This window comes from Xanthomonas sp. 3058 (assembly GCF_014199765.1).
Taxonomy (GTDB): domain Bacteria; phylum Pseudomonadota; class Gammaproteobacteria; order Xanthomonadales; family Xanthomonadaceae; genus Xanthomonas; species Xanthomonas campestris_B.
Genome location: NZ_JACHOF010000021.1, coordinates 23459 through 40380, shown reverse-complemented (window position 1 = coordinate 40380; position 16922 = coordinate 23459). Strand labels below are relative to the sequence as shown.

The following is a 16922-nucleotide window of genomic DNA, read 5'->3' as shown; positions in this document are numbered from 1 at the left end:
AATCTTGCGCCATTGGACATTGGCTGCGCAAGATTCGCAATCCCGTTGCGTGGCGCTCGGGCTAAGGTGGGCGCTAATCATCGGGAAGTGCCGCCGCATGAACATCGCACCGCAACGCGTCGAGAATCAGCTCACCGACAAGGGCTATGTGCCGGTCTACACCACCGCCGTGGTCGAGCAGCCGTGGGACGGCTACAGCGCCGACGACCATGCCACCTGGGGCAGCTTGTACCGCCGCCAGCGCGAGCTGCTGGTGGGGCGCGCCTGCGATGAATTCCTGCAGGCGCAAGACGCGATGGGCATGGGCGACACGCACATTCCACGCTTCGATGCGCTCAATACGGTGCTGCAGGCGGCCACCGGCTGGACCCTGGTCGGCGTGCAGGGCCTGCTGCCGGAGCTGGATTTCTTCGAGCACCTGGCCAACAAGCGTTTCCCGGTGACCTGGTGGATCCGTCGCCCGGATCAGATCGACTACATCGCCGAACCGGACCTGTTCCACGACCTGTTCGGGCACGTGCCGCTGCTGATGAACCCGCTGTTTGCCGACTTCATGCAGGCCTACGGCCGTGGCGGGGTGAAGGCGCATGGCATCGGGGCGGACGCGCTGCAGAACCTCACCCGCCTGTATTGGTACACGGTGGAATTCGGCCTGATCGCAACGCCGCACGGGCTGCGCATCTTTGGGGCCGGCATCGTGTCCTCGAAGGGCGAGTCGCTCTACTCACTGGAATCGCCGGCGCCCAATCGAATCGGCTTCGACCTGCAACGCATCATGCGCACGCGCTACCGCATCGACAGCTTTCAAAAGACCTATTTCGTCATCGACAGCTTTGCGCAGTTGATGGATGCCACCGCGCCGGACTTCACCCCGATCTATGCCGATCTTGCGCAGCAGCCGCAGGTGCCGGCCGGCGATGTGCTGACCACCGATCGGGTGCTCCAGCGCGGCACCGGCGAAGGTTGGAGTTGCGAGGGCGATGTGTGACTGGGCATGGCGCGGCGATGAATCGCCTCATTCATGCGCAGCGTGCGCGGCCGCCACACTGGTCCGCCACGCTACGGGCCTGCCGTCACGACTCCGACCTGGGCAATGACGGTCGTCGCACTGCCAGGTAGAGCATCCCGGCGGTGAGGTGAGGCGACACCGACTCGACACCGCCGCTCACGCGGACTAAGGTCAAGCCTCTCCATCACGCCTTCGTTCAATGGACCTGACGCATCTGCGCATCCGGCGCCTGGAGCTGGACGACACACGCCTGCTGTTCACCCTGGCCAACGGCATGCGCATCGACGAGCCCATTCAGACACAACGCTTGTTGATCAAGGCATCGCCAACGCAGCGCGCGCAGTGGCAACTCACCGAAGACGGTTTTGGCGTGAACTGGCCCGCCGTGGCGCCGCCCGTCGCCGAAGGCCTGCTCAACATGCCCGCACTGCTGTGGCAGCGCCGCCTCGCACGCGTGCAGGCGAAGCTGGCCACGCTGCGTGGACGCCTGGATGCCTTGTCGCCGGGCGAGCGCGAGCTGATCGCGCTGGCGCGGCTGGACGCAGACATGAACGAAAGTGGCTACGCTCGCTATTTCGACCATTGGGATGCCACCACCCGCAGGGACGCACTGGCCGCCCTGGCCGCGATGGGCGCCGCACAGTCACGGCAGGCGATCGAAGGCCTGGGCGCGGTGTTCGAGCATTTGGAAGAAGACCCGAACCTGCTCAGCATCGAAGACATCCTCGACGCGATGAACGACACCGATCGCCAACGCGTGGAAGGCTGGGAGGAGGTGTATTACCGCCGCGCGGGTGAATTGGCGCGCTTGGGGTTGACTCATTACGGCGTGGATAAGGCCTGAGATTGCCGTGGCGCTCGGTGCGCGGCGGTGCAGGTGCGTTTGCCTGCACAGGCGATCGGCACCGGGAAGACCTGCGTGCTACGGCTGCAGGAGGGCGGCAACGAGCGGTTGGGGACGACGCCAGCGATGCAATCGGCAATGGAGTCCTGGTAATCAATGGCTCCCGAATCGTGGGATGCAGTGAGCTCGCAAGAATCGTCGTGTCGCCGCAGGACGCGCATGCGGCAGGCGTTGCGATCAACGGCGGCGATCCGCCCAATGGGTTGGGCGACCGCGAGAATCGGTTTGCCCGCTGGCAGCGCGATATCACTCCAGAGCTGCGTTGCGTTGTGGGCGTCACCATTTTCTTGCGGACTCTTGGTTGATCGCCGCAGCAGATGCGTACCGCTGCTTTTCGCCCACCAGTATCCAAAGCACATCGTTGAATCGCAGGAGAAGCATTGCTTCCTGCGTTTCACGCATGCCTACATCTTCGGCGCCACCGTGTAGGCCAGCAGCAGCACCAGCGGCTCTTCGCCGGTTTGCTGCAACGCATGCGTACTGCCCGGCCGCGTCAATAATGCATCGCCTGCGCTCACCTCGAACTGCTTTCCATCCAATGCATACAAGCCGCGACCACTGACGATGTAATAGATCTCGTCCTTGTCGTGCAGGTGCAGGCCGATGCCTGCGCCTTTGTGCAACACGCGCTTGCGCAGCACGAATTTCAGATCAGGGGCGTCTGCGAAGAACGGATACGCGGTGGTAGGACCGGCACCGCCGTGTGGGCCGGGTTGATCGCGTGCGAGATCGCGTTCGTGCGCCACCAGCGACGGGTGCGCCTGCGCGTGGCGTTGGATGGCGGTGTCGGGTGCCGCACCGCAGTCGGCGTCGCGGCGCAGCTGCGGTTTCAATTCCGGCTGCAGGCGTACCCAGCCGTTGACGACCAGGCAGGCGATGGCGGTGGCACCGGCGCGGCTGAAGTGGGTGCCGTCGGCTTTGCCTTGTTCGGGCACGAACAGGAAGTACGGTTGGGCCGCCTGTTCGCCGAGTGCGCGGATCCAGTCGCTGGAACTGGCATTGAGATCGATCAGGCCGACGTGTTCTTGCGCGGCAAGTTGCTGCATGGCCAGCGTGTAGCGGCCGTGGGTGTCGAGCAGTGCGCCGAAGTCGTAGAGCAGACGTGCGGCAGGCGTGACCAGGATCGGCGTGGCGCCGATGTCGCGCGCGGTGGCAATAAAGCGGCGCAGGAACTGCACGTAGTCGCCTTGCGGGTCGGTATAGCGCGTGGGGTCTTCGCGCTTGGCATCGTTGTGACCGAACTGGATCAGCAGGATGTCGCCGCGCTGCAGTTCCTTGGCGATGGCGTCCAGGCGCCCTTCTGCGATGAAACTGCGGGTGCTGCGCCCGCCTTTGGCGTGGTTGCGGACCTGCCATTGCGTGGGGTCGAACCAGTCTTGCAGCATCTGGCCCCAGCCGGCTTGCGGCGCACGCGTGGCGTCGTATTCGGCGGCGGTGGAATCACCGGCGATGAAGATGCGCTGTGGGGCGGCGTTGGCGAGGTTTGCGAGGAGCAGCAGCAATGCGAAGAGCAGTGGACGCATGGTGGGCTCCGGGGAATGTGTGTTTTGCGGTGTTACTGTTGCGTAGAAAAGACACGCCTGACCGCAGTGCGGTTGCGCGTCGCGGTGAGGCCGGCACGCAGTGCTATAGATCGTGTTGGCACCTGACTGAGTGCTCTGCATTCAAGTTGGCCGTAGTCCGCTCTTGCCACAGACCTCTCGATTTAAGGAGACCATCGCTTAGAACCCATCGGCTGCGTCGCTTCCTGCCCTCACCCCAACCCCTCTCCCGCACGCGGGAGAGGGGCTAGTGCGCGTTCAATCCACGTCCCGTCTCGCGCATGAAAAACATCCCGTCTCCCGCATGCGGGAGAAGGTGCCCGAAGAGCGGATGAGGGTGCGCCTCAGCAATCTGCAACTGCCCGTTATGACAAACGCGCCGCCGCGCGCCTTCTGAAGGAACGTATCGACCGCATCGCCTGCGGCCCTCACCCCAACCCCTCTCCCGCACGCGGGAGAGGGGCTAGTGCGCGTTCAATCCACATCACTGCTCCAGCGTGAGATATCCCTTCTCCCGCATGCGGGAGAAGGTGCCCGAAGGGCGGATGAGGGTGCGCCTCAGCAATCTGTAACTACCCGCAATGCCAAACGCGCCGCCGTGCGCCCTCAGAAGGAACGTATCGACTGCATCGCCTGTGGCCCTCACCCCAACCCCTCTCCCGCACGCGGGAGAGGGGCTAGTGGGCGTTCAATCCATATCACTGCTCCAGCGTGAGATATCCCTTCTCCCGCATGAAACGTGCCTTCTCCCGCGTGCGGGAGAAGGGTTTTGGCCATTAGGCAGCTGCCGCTTCCGGCTTGCCCAGCACGCCAGCGACAAAGGCGCGGATCTCGGCGTCCTGGGCGTTGTCGAAGAAGCACTGCTGGAAACGCTCTCCACCAACCGCCTGCTTGATCAGCTCCGGGTCGATGGCACGCAGGCCGTCGAGGTAGGACTTGGCGGTGGCCTGCTTGACCTGGGTCAGGATGCCGGCGTTGGCGGCCTGCGATTCGCGACGCTCGGCCGGGTAGCCCAGGCCGCGCTCGCCGCTGAAGGCCTTTTCGAAGATGTAGCGCACGTTGATTTCCGCGCCCCAGCCGTAGCCTTTGGCAAAGGCCAGCGCCAGCGCATTGCCGTTGTTGACCTGGGCGAACAGGTAGGCGTCGGTCGGCTCGATGCAGTAGCCGCAGAACACGCCCGGATGTGCGTTGAGCGACATCATCGCACCCTGGCCAGTGCCGCAGCCGGCGACGACGAAGTCCACGGCCTTGGCGTTCAGCAGCAGGCTGGCGGCGATGCCCAGGTGGATGTAGGTCAGGCGGTGGTCGTTGTCGCCGTCCATGCCGACGTTGAACACGCTGTGGCCCTGTTCGCCGGCCACGTCGTTGAGCTGCTGCAGGATCACCGGGTTCTTGGCGGCCTGACTAAACTCATTCATGAGTGCAATTTTCATGGGAATGCTCCAATTGGTTGGGGAAGTTGTTTAAGAAGTACTTTCTAAATAGCGGTGAACAGCGTGTGCTTGGTTGACGATCTTTTCCAGTGCGAGCGCGTTGTTCGTTGATACGACCAACGCGCTGATGCAGGACGGAAAGCAGATGACTCGGCAGGCAGCATGCGTCTGATCGATGTGCGTGTTGACCGACCCTCATCCGCCCTTCGGGCACCTTCTCCCGCGCGCGGGAGAAGGACGTGGCATCGCGAGATACCAGGGGCGGCTGCACGCGTCGGACGGTGCACGCAATCGCCGTGCGATCTGGATCAGCGTGCCAGCCAGCCGCCGTCGACCGGGATGATCGCGCCGTTGACGTAGTCCGAAGCGCTGCTGGCCAGGAACACCGCGGTGCCGCCGAGGTCGGCCGGCACACCCCAGCGCGCGGCCGGGATGCGGTCCAGGATCGACTTGTTGCGGTCTGCATCGGCACGCAGCTGCGCGGTGTTGTCGGTGGCCATGTAGCCCGGTGCGATGGCGTTGGTGGTCACGCCCTTGCTGGCCCATTCGTTGGCGAGCAGGCGGGTGATGCCGGCGATGCCCGACTTGCTGGCGGTGTACGAGGGCACGCGGATGCCGCCCTGGAACGACAGCATCGAGGCGATGTTGATGATCTTGCCGCGGCCCTGGGCGATGAAATGGCGGCCGGCGGCCTGCGCCATGAAGAAGGCCGATTTCAGGTTGACGTTCATCACGTCGTCCCAATCCTGCTCGCTGAAATCGACCGCGTCGGTGCGACGGATCAGGCCAGCGTTGTTGACCAGGATGTCCAGCCCGCCCAGGCCGGCGATGGTGGCGTCGACGATGCGCTGCACCGGTTCGATGCTGATCAGGTTGGCTTCGATGGCCAGGAAGCGGCGGCCCAGCGCCTTGACCTTTTCTTCGGTCTCGGTGGGCGCCTGGATGCCGGCGGCGGCGATGTCGGCGCCGGCCTGCGCCAATGCCAGCGCAATACCCTGGCCCAAGCCGGTGTTGGCACCGGTGACCAGTGCGACCTTGCCTTCGAGACTGAACGGATTGCTCATTACCTTATCGCTCCTGCTGGGTGTGCCACGTTGTGATGAGGGAGCCGCGCAGCGCGCGGCAGAGTGCGTTGATAGGGTTTGGACTGCTGCGTCGCCAACGCCTGAGGTGGAGCGCGCCGACGTTGCCGGTGACGGCCTGGGTCGCAGGCGTCACCGCAGCGAACGGTGGAGAGAAACCGGGCTTACTTGAGCTGGCAGATATCCAGCACGTGCATGTCGGTGTAATCCAGGTTTTCCCCGCCCATCGCCCAGATGAAGGCGTAGTTGCTGGTACCTGCACCCATATGGATGGACCACGGCGGCGATACCACCGCGTCGTTGTTCTGGATCACGATGTGGCGCTGTGCGTCGGGCTCGCCCATGAAGTGATACACGCGGTCGTTGGTGCCGAGGTCGAAATAGAAATACACCTCGCTGCGACGGTCGTGCAGGTGCGGTGGCATGGTGTTCCAGACGCTGCCTGGCTTGAGCACGGTCAGGCCCAGCAGCAGCTGCGAGGACTGGCAAGTGGCCGGCACGATGTACTGGTAGATGGTGCGCGCGTTGCTGGTTTCCAGCGCGCCACGCTCCAGTGCCACCGCGTCCTTGATCGACAGCTGCTTGGTCTCGAAGCGCGCATGCGCCGGTGTCGAGGCCAGGTAGAACTTGGCCGGGTTGGCGGCATCGTCCGAGGCGAAGCCGACATCGGTGCTGCCCATCGCCACGTACAGGCCGTCCTTGGGGCCGAGCGTGTAGGCGGTGCCATCCACGGTCACGGTGCCGCTGCCGGCGCCGACGTTGATGACGCCCAGCTCGCGGCGCTCCAGGAACGGGTGACCGGCGGCCGCGGCCGGCTCGGTCTGCCTGGGCAGTTCCAGCGTCTTGCCGACGGGCGCTGCGCCGCCAAGCACGAAGCGCTCGTAGTGGGTGTACTTGAGGGTCACTGCCTCGTCGACGAACAGGCCGTCGAGCAAATAGAGCTCGCGCAGGTCGTCGTTGCTGGCGCCCTTGATGGCATCCGGGTGGGTGGCGTAGTGGGTCTTGCAGTACAGGGACATGCGCGATCTCCGGGGCCAAGCGCGGGGGGATTGGCTTGCACCGGGACATTCTACCGGCTCTGGTTAACCGGTGTCATTGCGCAGTGCACGATAGTGGTCGGTGGGTGGGGGTGGCAGTTGCCTGCGTCTTTTTCCCACCGGCAGAAGGTGGCGCGCAAGCGCTGGATGAGGGTGCAAGGCCACGCGCAGTGTCGCGGTGCACGGCTTGAGTGGTGAGTGGTGCGTCTTCCGCCGTGCCCTCACCCCAACCCCTCTCCCGCAGGCGGGAGAGGGCTTCACAGCAGCGACGGGCGGATGGAGCCAGCCGTTGGCCGATCAAGGCAGCTGTTCTCACCTTGACCGGCACAACGTCCTGCAAGGTGGAGCGGAAGGCCCGCGCCGCATGGGGCCGCAGCTAGCAGTGGCTCAATCTTCCGGCGGTTGGCAGGAGTCGCGCACGATCAGGTGCGGGCGCACGCTGGCGGTGGGCAGTTGGGGGGCGTTGTCGGGCTGGATCAGCATCGCGGCAGCGGTGCGGCCGGTGTCGCGGGTGTGGCGGCGCACCGAGGTCAGCGGTGGCCACAGGCGCGAGGCCAGCGAGCTGTCGTCGTAGCCGATCACCGACAGCTGGCGCGGGATGCTGATGCCGGCGCGCAAGGCGACCTTGTAGATACCGGCCGCCATTTCGTCGTTACCGGTGAAGATGGCGGTGGGGCGCTTCTTGCCGAGCAACAGCTTTTCGGCGGCGGCCACGCCCGATTCGAAGGTATAGCCGGCTTCGACGATGCGCTCGGGCGGCAATTCGATGCCGCGCCGGGTCAGCGCATCGGCAAAGCCGGAGGTGCGCTCGATCGAGGAGCGGTAGGCGCTGGGGCCGGTGACCAGGGCGATGTCGCGGTGGCCGAGCGAGAGCAGGTAATCGGCCGCTTCGGCGGCGCCGTCGCGGTCGTGGGTGATGACCGTCTGCGAGGTGGCATCCAGGGCGACCGAGGCGATGCGGGTGTAGCGGCAGCCGATCTCGGCCAGCATGTCGGCCAGCGCCTGGTCCTCGGAGGCACGCGGCACCAGGATCACCCCGTGCAGCTTCTGCGCCTGGGCGAAGCGGCGCACGCCTTCGATGTAACCGGGGCTGCGGCTGTCGCAGGGGTGCACCACCAGCTCGAAACTGGAGCCGCGCAGCGCGTCCAGCGCGCCGTACTGCATGTCCACGATGTATTGCGCGGTGGGGTTGTCGTAGACCATGCCGATCAGGAACGAGCGCCGGAACGCCAGCCCGCGCGCCAGCGGATCGGGCGCGTAGCCGACCTCGCGCATCAGCGCCTCGACCTTCTCGCGGGTGTCCTGCCGCACCAGTGGCGAATTATTGATGATCCGCGAGACGGTCTTCTTGGAGACCCCGGACATCCGGGCGATGTCGTTGATCGTGGCTACCTTGCCCTTCGGCAGGCCGGGCATTCCCTCTTCGGGCATCTTGCGGGCGGGCATAGCGGTCAACCGTTCGAATTGAATGGATTCTACCGGCCAGTGGGCCGACAAGCCCTCTCAGGCCTGCCGATGTCCCGCATCCGCACCGTCGGGACAGACGACGGCACGGTGTGCCGCAGTCTGTCCGGCAGTGCAGAGCGGTCAGTCCAGGGCGCGGTAGCGGAAGTTGCGGAACTCCACCTGGCCGTTACCGGCTGCATACAGCGCCGGTTTCAGTGCCAGGAACTTGCCGGCCACGTTGTGGTGATAGCCGGACACTTCCATCTGCACCGGGTACTTGGTCCAGGTGGTGCCGTCGGTGCTGCTGTGAATGGTGACGATATGGCGGTTGTTGGTGACGCGCAGCCATAGCCCGCCGCCCTTGCCGCTGGGCGCCAGCTTGGCCGGCCGTTCTTCGCCATAGCGGTGCATGACGAAGTTCTCGCCGTTGCTCCCCACCCCGGCATAGAGCCTGTCGCTGTAGAACAGCAGCGCCCCGCCCTGCCCGCCCGGTGCAACGGTCATCTGCACCTCGAACTGATAGGCCTGGTCGGGCGCGATCAGGGTCAGCGGCGAGGCATCGCGCGGTGCGCTGCCCTTGCCCTGCAGGCGCAACACGCCATCGCCTACTTGCAGACGCTTGGCTTCGTCGGCAGCCGGGTTGAAGAACGCCCACTGCGGGCCGAGCGTGTTGGCGCGGAAGTCGTCCGACAACCTCAGGCCATGCGGCACGGCCTGCCCGCTGGGCTTTTTCAGCGGCGTGCCGAGGTCGCCGCCCTTGGCCACGAACCAGCCGTCGGCGGTCCATTCGATCGGGTCCAGCAGCGCCTGCCGGCCCAGCGTCCAGTAGCCGTGTTCGTAGCCGTGGTACAGCATCCACCAGCGCTGGTCGGTGCCTTCCACCAGGGTGGCGTGGCCGCGCGACCACCACGGCTCGTCGGCGCTCTTGGTGCGGGTGATCGGGTTGTTGGGCGCGTTCTGCCAGGGGCCGTGGATCGAGCGCGAGCGCGCGGTGATCACCATGTGCCCGGTCGGCGGGCCGGCGGTGCCGCCGACGGCGGTGGTCATGTAGTACCAGCCGTGGTGGCGGGTGATCTTGGGGCCTTCCTGGGCGTAGCCTTCCACGTCCCAGCTTTCCGGGTATTTCCAGCCGTCGTAGACATGCTTGGGCGTGCCGACCACCTTCAGGCCGTCGTCGGACAGCTGCACATAATCGCCGCCGCTCAGAAACAGATACCGCTTGCCGTCTTCGCCCACTGCATGGCCGGGGTCGATGTACTTGCCAAGACCGATGTCGATCGGCGCGCTCCACGGGCCGTTGATGTCATCGGCCCAGACCACGAAGTTGCTGCGCTCGCCCTGGTCGCCGCGACGGGCCGGGAAGTAGATGTAATAGCGCTTGCCGTGCTTGATCAGGTCCGGTGCCCAGATCGCGCCGACGTTCTGGCTGATGGCGTGGCCCAGCGGCTGCCAGTTGACCAGATCGCGCGAATGCCAGATCGGCAGGCCCGGATAGGCATCGAACGAAGACAGCGTGAGGTAGTAATCGTCGCCGTCCTTGAGCACCGATGGATCGGGGTGATCGCCGGCCAGTACCGGGTTGAGGAAGGTGCCGTTGCCCTGGTCGGCGATGCGCTGGTGTTCGATGCCACGCTTCCAGTCGGCCGCAGCGCTCAGCCCGGCGCACAGCAGCAGGCTGCCGGCCAGTAGCCAGCGCCAACGGGTTGAAGCGATACGCACACCCATGCCCTCTCCTAGTCCCCGCGATGCGGGGCAGTGCGGCGGCCGGCGCCTGCAGCGTCGGCCGTTTGAATGACGGCGAAAACATCCGCCAGCAGCGGCGCCGGAAACACTCATGTAGCGGTGCAAACAGCGATCAGGCGACGGTCCGCACGAGGCCATCGCCCCTGCCACCCGGGGTGCAGGCCGACCGAGCGCACCGACGGCGCCCGCCTGACAGACGCCGTCGGGATTGGTCGCTTACGCGCGCAACGCCCGTGGCAACCACAGCGACAGTTCCGGGAAGAACGCCACGATCAGCAGCACGCACAAGGCCGCCAACCAGAATGGCCAGATGGTGCGCATGCTCTGGGCGATGGTGATCTGCCCGATCGAGGTGCCGATGAACAACACCGAGCCGATCGGCGGAGTAATCAGGCCGATACCGCCGGCCAGCACCATCACCAGACCGAAGTGGATCGGGTCGATGCCGTAGGCCTTGACCACCGGCAGGAAGATCGGCGTACAGATCAGGATCTTCGGCGCCAGGTCCATGAACATGCCCAGCAACAGCAGCATCACCACGATCATCAACAGCACCATGTTCTTGCTGTCGGCGATGGCCTGCAGGAACTTCACCGCCGCCGCCGGCACCTGCAGGTATGCCAGCAACCAGCCGAATACCGCAGCGGTGGCGATCACGAACAGGATCACGCCGGTGGTGCGCGCCGCATGGGTGACTGCGGCGAAGAACTCGGCCCAGCGCAACTGCCGATACAGCAATGCGGTGACGATCAAGGCGTAGACCACCGCAATCGCGGCGCTCTCCACCGCAGTGAAGATGCCGGCGCGGATACCGATGAAGATCAACGCCACCAGGCCCAGGCCCGGCAGCGCGCCGAACAAGCGCAGCGCCACCGCACGCCAGCCCGGGAACGGCTCGGTGCCGTAGCCGCGATGGCGTGCGACCGCATAACCGGTGACCATCATCGCCGCAGTCATCAGCAGCGCGGGGAAGATGCCGGCCGCAAACAGATCGGCGATCGACAAGCCGCCACCGGCCGCAGCCGAAAACAGGATCAGGTTATGCGAGGGCGGCACCAGCAGCGCCACCAGCGCGGCGGTCATGCTCACGTTCACCGCGTAATCGCGGTCATAGCCGCGCTTGATCATCTGCGGAATCATGGTGCCGCCGACCGCCGACACGTCGGCGATCGCCGAGCCGGACACGCCGCCGAAGAACAGCGACGACAGCACGCTGACCTGGCCCAGGCCGCCACGCACGCGCCCGACCAACGATGACGCCAGCGCGATCAAGCGTTCGGAAATACCACCGCGCAACATCAGCTCACCGGCAAAGATAAACAGCGGAATCGCAATCAACGACGCCGAGCCGCTGCCTGCGGAAATCTGCTGCACCAGCACCACCGTGGGCAGGTCCAGGTACAGCAGCGTGGCCAGTGCGGCCGCGCCCAGCGCATACGCCACCGGCACGCCGATCAGCAGCAGCACCACGAAGGTTCCCAACAACATGGCGATGCCCATCAGCGCACTCCTCCGGTGTGGATCGGGCGCAGCACACGCCACAACTTGTACAAGGCGAACAGCACCATCAGCGCGCCGCCGATCGACAGCGGCAGGTAGTTGATGCTCTGCGGCATCTGCGCGCCGGCCATCTTGATGTCCAGGCCGTCGACCAGCAGCGCCGCGCTCCACCACGCCAGCACCGCACCGATGGCCATGATCATCAACGGGCGGATCAGGTCGAACACTTTGCGCACCAGCGGCGGCACGTGTTCGCCGAGCAGGTAGAAGCCGAAGTGGCGGTTGGTGTGCACCCCGGCGGCCGCGCCCAGACTCAACGCCGTGCTGAGCAGCAGCAGCGTCACCGGCTCGGTCCAGCTGGGCGAGTCGTTGAGCACGTAGCGGGTGAACACCTGCCAGCCCTGCACGACCACCAGGCCCAGCAGTGCCAGCGATGCCACGCCAACGGCAACATCGGAAACGCGGTCCAGCGCGCGTTGCAACGGCGCGACCGGGACGGCGACGGTCTCGGGTTCGGTCATCGGGATACCTCTATGCGAAATCGCGGATGCGGCGGTACAACGCTTCGATCTCCGGCTGCTTGCGGTATTCGGCCAGCAGCGGAGCGGCGGCGGCGCGGAACGCCGGCATGTCGACCTGGTTGAGCTTCACGCCGTAGTCGATCACCTGCTTGCGCGCGATCACCTCCGAGGCATCCCACAGGTTGCGCATCACCGGCACCGAGGCGCGCGCCAGTTCCACCACCAGTGCACGATCGGCCGGGGTCAGCGCTTCGAAACTCTTGCGCGACATCACCAGGATGTCCGGCGCATAGGAATGCTCGCTCTGCGACCAGTAGTGCGCGGCCTCGAAATGACGGCTGGACTGGAAGCTGCGCATGTTGTTTTCCGCACCGTCGATCATGTGCGTTTCCATCGCCGAAAACGTCTCGCCCAGCGACATCGGGGTGGGGTTGGCACCCAGCATGCGCATCAGCTTGAGGAAGATGTCCGACGAGGCCACGCGCAGTTTCAGGCCCTTGAGATCTTCCGGGCGATGCAGCGGGTGCTTGGTGTTGTAGAAGCAGCGCGCGCCCGAATCGTAGATCGCCAGGCCGACCAGATCGCGTTGCTCGAAGCTGCGCAGGATGCTGTCGCCGACATGGCCGTCGATGGTGCGGCGCAGATGCGGCACCGAGTCGAACACGTACGGCAGGCACAACGCCTGGGTCAGCGGAAAGGTGTTGTTCAACGCCCCCGAATACACGCGGGTGATGTCAATGGCGCCAAAGCGCGCCATGTCGATCGCCTCCGACTCGCGGCCCAGCTGGCCGGAGTGGTACTGGCGCAGCTTGAGCCGGCCATGGGTGCGCGCTTCGAGCTGCTTGCCGAACCACCGCACCGCTTCCACGGTGGGGTAGTCGCCAACGTGCACGTCGGTGGCGGTCAGCAACTGCCCGCCGGGGATCGGCGTGATGGCGCCCGCACCCAACCACGGGCTGGCGGCGGCGGCGCCGAGCCCGGCACCGAGGAAATGTCTGCGTGTGATCATTGGCGCCCTCCCAAGCGTCTGGTCACCGGCCCGCGTGTTAGTTGGCGGACACAGCCTTGCAGGAAATGGCACCGATGCCGGCGAAGCGAATCAGCGCACGCTGCCCCACCTCGATGTCATGGATACCGGTGGCATTGCCCGTAGCGATGAGATCACCGCGCTTGAGCGGACGCCCGCGCTGCGCCGAACGGCTGAGCGCAAAAGCGTAGGCAGCGCGCAAGCCACCGGGCAACGTGGTCGCACCGCCGGTGCCGATCAGCTGATCGTCGATCAGGGTCTCGACCGTCAGTGCGGACTCGTCGCGTGCCAGCCAATCGGTCACTTCCAGCCCCAGAATCAGGCCGTTGTTGTTGCCGAAGTCGGAGATCACCACACGCGGGCCCAGCTGGTTGATGGTCGCCAGCGGACTGCTGGCGATTTCCACGCCGATATACAGTGTGGCCGGCAGCTGCGCCGCCTCGTCCGGGGTGAAGTGGGTCTGCCCGGCCGGCGCGTCCGCGTCCAGACGCAGCACATACTCGGCTTCGACCGCGCCGAAGCCGCCTTGGTAGATCGGGAACTCGGTTGTTCCACCGGTAGCATTCCACAGCTTGCCCGCGAAGATCGGACCGAGCAGACGCTCGTCGCCGGAGAGGTCGCGGCGCTCGGCGGCGATATAGCCCACCTTCCAGCCCACCACCTGATCGTCCCACTGGCTGATGGCGATGTCCTGCACCTGATAGGCGGTGACCAGATCGTCGGGGATCTGCCCGGGAAAGTCGGGCAGCGATGCCCCGGCACGGCGTGCCTCCACAAAGCGCTGAGCGATCTGCGACAGCGTGGACGTGGACGAGGGTGGTGCGGCGGCGTCGTTGCTCAAGGGTGTCTCCCTGATAGATGTTTTTGTTGCACTGCCAATCGACAGTGGCACGGTGTGCTGTATATGGTAAACCGGTGTCATTGGCAATGTGCAGTGCGGCAAAGTTGGTCTACAAAGCGAAGTAACCCTGGGAGGGGTGGATGAAACAGACAAGCCAGACGCGGGTTCTTGCTGCGTTTTCGCATGCCGTGCGCCGGTGCCTGCCGGCGCTGTTGATCGCCCTCTCGCTGGTGGGCGCGCCAGTGGCCGCCGCCGAGTTGCCCAGCGCCGACACTGCCGCCGAACAGGCCAGCAGGATCCAGCTGTGGCCCAAGGGCATCGCCCCGGGGGACTCGCGCCTGAAAGCGCCGCAGCGGATCGTCGACCGCAGCAACGACCCTGCCGACCCCGACCGCTACATCCAGCAGATCAGCGCACCCTACCTGGTGGTCTACCGCCCCAAGCGGCCCAACGGCACCGCCTTGCTGGTCACGCCCGGCGGCGGTTACCAGCGCATCGTGCTGGACAACGAAGGCAGCGCACTGGTGCCCAGTTTCGTCGACCCGGCCGGCATCACCCTGTTCGTGCTGCGTTACCGGCTGCCCGGCGAAGGCCACCCCGATGGCGCCGACGTGCCGCTGGCCGATGCACAACGCGCGCTGCGACTGATCCGCGCCAATGCCGCCCGCTATGGCATCGACCCGCAGCGGGTCGGGGTGATGGGATTTTCGGCTGGCGGCCACGTCGCCGCCAGCCTGGACACGCGCTATGCCGCGCAGGTGTACCCGGCGCAGGATGCCGCCGATGCGCTGAGCGCGCGGCCGGACTTCGCGTTGCTGATCTACCCGGTGATCGACATGGACAGCGCCAATGCGCACATGGGCTCGCGCGAACGCCTGCTCGGCAAGACACCCAGCGCGGCGCAGGTCAGCGCGTATTCCCCGCAGTTGCACGTGGATGCGCACACCCCGCCGACATTTTTGCTGCACGCACAGGACGACACCGTGGTGTCGGTGCGTAACAGCCTGCTGATGCACGACGCATTGCTGCGCGCAGGCGTGCCGAGCGAGCTGCATGTCTTTCCGCAGGGCGGGCACGGTTTCGGCACCGCCAGTGCCACCGGGCTGACCGTGGCTGCGTGGCCGCAGCTGGCGCAGGCCTGGATCGCGCATGTCACCAAGGCGCAGACGCCGGCATCTGCACCTGTCGCGGCGCGGGACGTGGCGCGATGACACCACCGTCCACGCCCGACGCACGCCGCCGCACGCTGTTGCGCGGCGGCCTGCTCGCTACCGTCGCCGCCGTCTTGCCGGGTACTGCCACGGCGACCACGCCACCGCCACCGCGCGATGCGGCCGCACCGCTGGCCACCGTACGCAGCGGTGCATTGCGCGGCTATCGCGAGCAGGGCATCTGCGTGTTCAAGGGCATTCCCTACGGCGGCGACACCGCCGCGCGGCGCTTTCAGGCGCCCGTGCAGGAGAGAGCGTGGACCGGCGTGCGCGATGCCGTCAGCGTCGGCGCCGCTGCGCCGCAACCCAAGGCCAGCGAACCCACCAGCGAGGACTGCCTGTTCCTCAACGTGTGGACGCCCGGCCTGCGCGATGGCGGCAGGCGCCCGATCCTGTTCTATATCCACGGCGGCGGCTACACCACCGGCTCCGGCAGCGATCCGCTGTACGACGGCGTGCGCCTGTGCCGGCGCGGCGACGTGGTGGTGGTCAGCGTCAACCACCGCCTCAATGCCTTCGGCTATCTGTATCTGGCGCAACTCGGCGGCGCCGAATTCGCCGCCTCCGGCAATGTCGGCCAGCTCGATCTGGTGCAGGCGCTGCAGTGGGTCCGCGCGCACGCGGCCGAGTTCGGCGGTGATGCCGGCAATGTCACCGTGTTCGGCCAGTCCGGCGGCGGCGCCAAGATCGCCACGTTGATGGCGATGCCGGCCGCACGCGGCCTGTTCCATCGCGCCTGGACCATGAGCGGCCAGCAGGTCACCGCCGCCGGGCCACGCGCGGCCACCCAGCGCGCGCACGTGCTGCTGCAGGCCTTGCAGCTGGACGCCGCACAGCTGCCGGCGCTGCGGATGCTACCGCTGCAGCGCCTGGTCGACGCCACCCGCACCCGCGACCCATCGCGGGTGGAAAATACCGGGCTGTACCTGGGGCCGGTGCTGGACGCACAGGTGCTGCACCGGCATCCGTTCTGGCCGGACGCGCCGCCGCAGTCGGCGCAGATCCCGATGGTGATCGGCAACACCCACGACGAAACCCGCGCCTTCCTTGGCAACGATCCGGCCAACTTCGCGCTGACCTGGGACACCCTGCCGGCCAGGCTGGAGCAGGAGCAATACGTGGATCTGCTGCCGCAGGTGGTGATCGCCGAATACCGGCGGCTGTATCCGCATTATTCGCCGAGCGAGGTGTTCTTCGCCGCGACCACTGCCGGGCGTTCGTGGCGCGGTGCGATCGAGGAAGCCGAGGCGCGCGCGCGGCAGGGTGCCCCGACCTGGGCCTATCAGCTGGACTGGGGCTCGCCACTGGACGGCGGCAAGTTCGGCGCCTTCCACACCCTGGACATCCCGCTGGTGTTCGACAACATCCGCCAGCCGGGTTCACGTACCGGCGAGGGCGCCGATGCGCAGCGCGTGGCCGATGCGATGAGCCAGGCGCTGCTCACCTTTGCCCGCCACGGCGATCCCAACCACGCCGGACTGCCGCGCTGGGAACCGTATTCGCTCGCCGAGCGCCAGACCATGCTGTTCGACGCGACCAGTCGGTTGGCGCACGATCCGCGCGGCGGCGAACGGCGTCTCTATCAGCAGGTGCCGTTCGTGCAGCGCGGGACATTCTGAGGCGGCGC

General features: G+C 66.2%; 15 protein-coding genes. 4 read left to right on the top strand and 11 right to left on the bottom strand.

Translation table 11 applies throughout. The annotated features are described in order from the left end of the window. Window positions 1–97: 97 nt before the first annotated feature. Window positions 98–988 carry a phenylalanine 4-monooxygenase gene (gene phhA, locus GGR61_RS18150; protein ID WP_184623103.1) on the top strand — a complete coding sequence of 297 codons (891 nt, stop codon included), beginning with the start codon at window positions 98–100 and terminating at the stop codon, window positions 986–988. A gap of 220 nt (window positions 989–1208) precedes the next feature. Continuing rightward, window positions 1209–1853 (top strand): DUF4375 domain-containing protein, encoded by a 645-nt coding sequence (locus tag GGR61_RS18145; protein WP_184623101.1) that lies wholly within the window; start codon window positions 1209–1211, stop codon window positions 1851–1853. On the opposite strand, the gene GGR61_RS18140 is transcribed toward GGR61_RS18145, so the two are convergent. The 11 genes from GGR61_RS18140 to GGR61_RS18090 form a co-directional block, all read right to left on the bottom strand. After that, complete coding sequence (locus GGR61_RS18140) at window positions 1832–2311, bottom strand: hypothetical protein (protein ID WP_184623099.1); 480 nt, start codon at window positions 2309–2311, stop codon at window positions 1832–1834. The two genes, GGR61_RS18145 and GGR61_RS18140, sit on opposite strands and share 22 nt — an antisense overlap. A gap of 6 nt (window positions 2312–2317) precedes the next feature. Then, window positions 2318–3436: a GDSL-type esterase/lipase family protein gene (locus GGR61_RS18135; protein WP_184623097.1), complete on the bottom strand. Its 1119-nt coding sequence runs from the start codon at window positions 3434–3436 to the stop codon at window positions 2318–2320. A 794-nt stretch (window positions 3437–4230) separates the two neighbouring features. Then, window positions 4231–4887 carry an RpiB/LacA/LacB family sugar-phosphate isomerase gene (locus GGR61_RS18130; RefSeq protein ID WP_184409379.1) on the bottom strand — a complete coding sequence of 219 codons (657 nt, stop codon included), beginning with the start codon at window positions 4885–4887 and terminating at the stop codon, window positions 4231–4233. A gap of 308 nt (window positions 4888–5195) precedes the next feature. Beyond that, the gene (kduD, locus tag GGR61_RS18125) at window positions 5196–5951 is read right to left on the bottom strand and encodes a 2-dehydro-3-deoxy-D-gluconate 5-dehydrogenase KduD (protein ID WP_184409378.1); all 756 of its coding nucleotides are present in this window, start codon (window positions 5949–5951) and stop codon (window positions 5196–5198) included. 182 nt (window positions 5952–6133) lie between these two features. Beyond that, complete coding sequence (gene kduI, locus GGR61_RS18120; protein ID WP_184623095.1) at window positions 6134–6988, bottom strand: 5-dehydro-4-deoxy-D-glucuronate isomerase; 855 nt, start codon at window positions 6986–6988, stop codon at window positions 6134–6136. 405 nt (window positions 6989–7393) lie between these two features. Then, complete coding sequence (locus GGR61_RS18115; protein ID WP_184409376.1) at window positions 7394–8452, bottom strand: LacI family DNA-binding transcriptional regulator; 1059 nt, start codon at window positions 8450–8452, stop codon at window positions 7394–7396. A 141-nt stretch (window positions 8453–8593) separates the two neighbouring features. After that, complete coding sequence (locus GGR61_RS18110; protein ID WP_184623094.1) at window positions 8594–10177, bottom strand: family 43 glycosylhydrolase; 1584 nt, start codon at window positions 10175–10177, stop codon at window positions 8594–8596. Between the two features lie 234 nt (window positions 10178–10411). Continuing rightward, on the bottom strand, window positions 10412–11695 hold the full coding sequence (locus GGR61_RS18105) for a TRAP transporter large permease (protein ID WP_047695038.1): 1284 nt from the start codon (window positions 11693–11695) through the stop codon (window positions 10412–10414). Continuing rightward, window positions 11695–12216: a TRAP transporter small permease gene (locus GGR61_RS18100; RefSeq protein ID WP_184409374.1), complete on the bottom strand. Its 522-nt coding sequence runs from the start codon at window positions 12214–12216 to the stop codon at window positions 11695–11697. Before GGR61_RS18100 ends, GGR61_RS18105 begins: the two co-directional genes overlap by 1 nt. Before the next feature lie 10 nt (window positions 12217–12226). Continuing rightward, window positions 12227–13225, bottom strand: a complete 999-nt coding sequence (locus GGR61_RS18095; protein ID WP_184623092.1) for a TRAP transporter substrate-binding protein — start codon at window positions 13223–13225, stop codon at window positions 12227–12229. Between the two features lie 37 nt (window positions 13226–13262). Beyond that, window positions 13263–14084: a 2-keto-4-pentenoate hydratase gene (locus GGR61_RS18090; protein ID WP_184623090.1), complete on the bottom strand. Its 822-nt coding sequence runs from the start codon at window positions 14082–14084 to the stop codon at window positions 13263–13265. 140 nt (window positions 14085–14224) lie between these two features. Here GGR61_RS18090 and GGR61_RS18085 point away from each other — a divergent pair, with 140 nt between their 5' ends. Then, window positions 14225–15295, top strand: coding sequence for an alpha/beta hydrolase (locus GGR61_RS18085; RefSeq protein WP_184623088.1), 1071 nt, complete (start codon window positions 14225–14227; stop codon window positions 15293–15295). Further along, on the top strand, window positions 15292–16914 hold the full coding sequence (locus GGR61_RS18080) for a carboxylesterase family protein (protein ID WP_184623086.1): 1623 nt from the start codon (window positions 15292–15294) through the stop codon (window positions 16912–16914). Before GGR61_RS18085 ends, GGR61_RS18080 begins: the two co-directional genes overlap by 4 nt. Window positions 16915–16922: the final 8 nt, after the last annotated feature.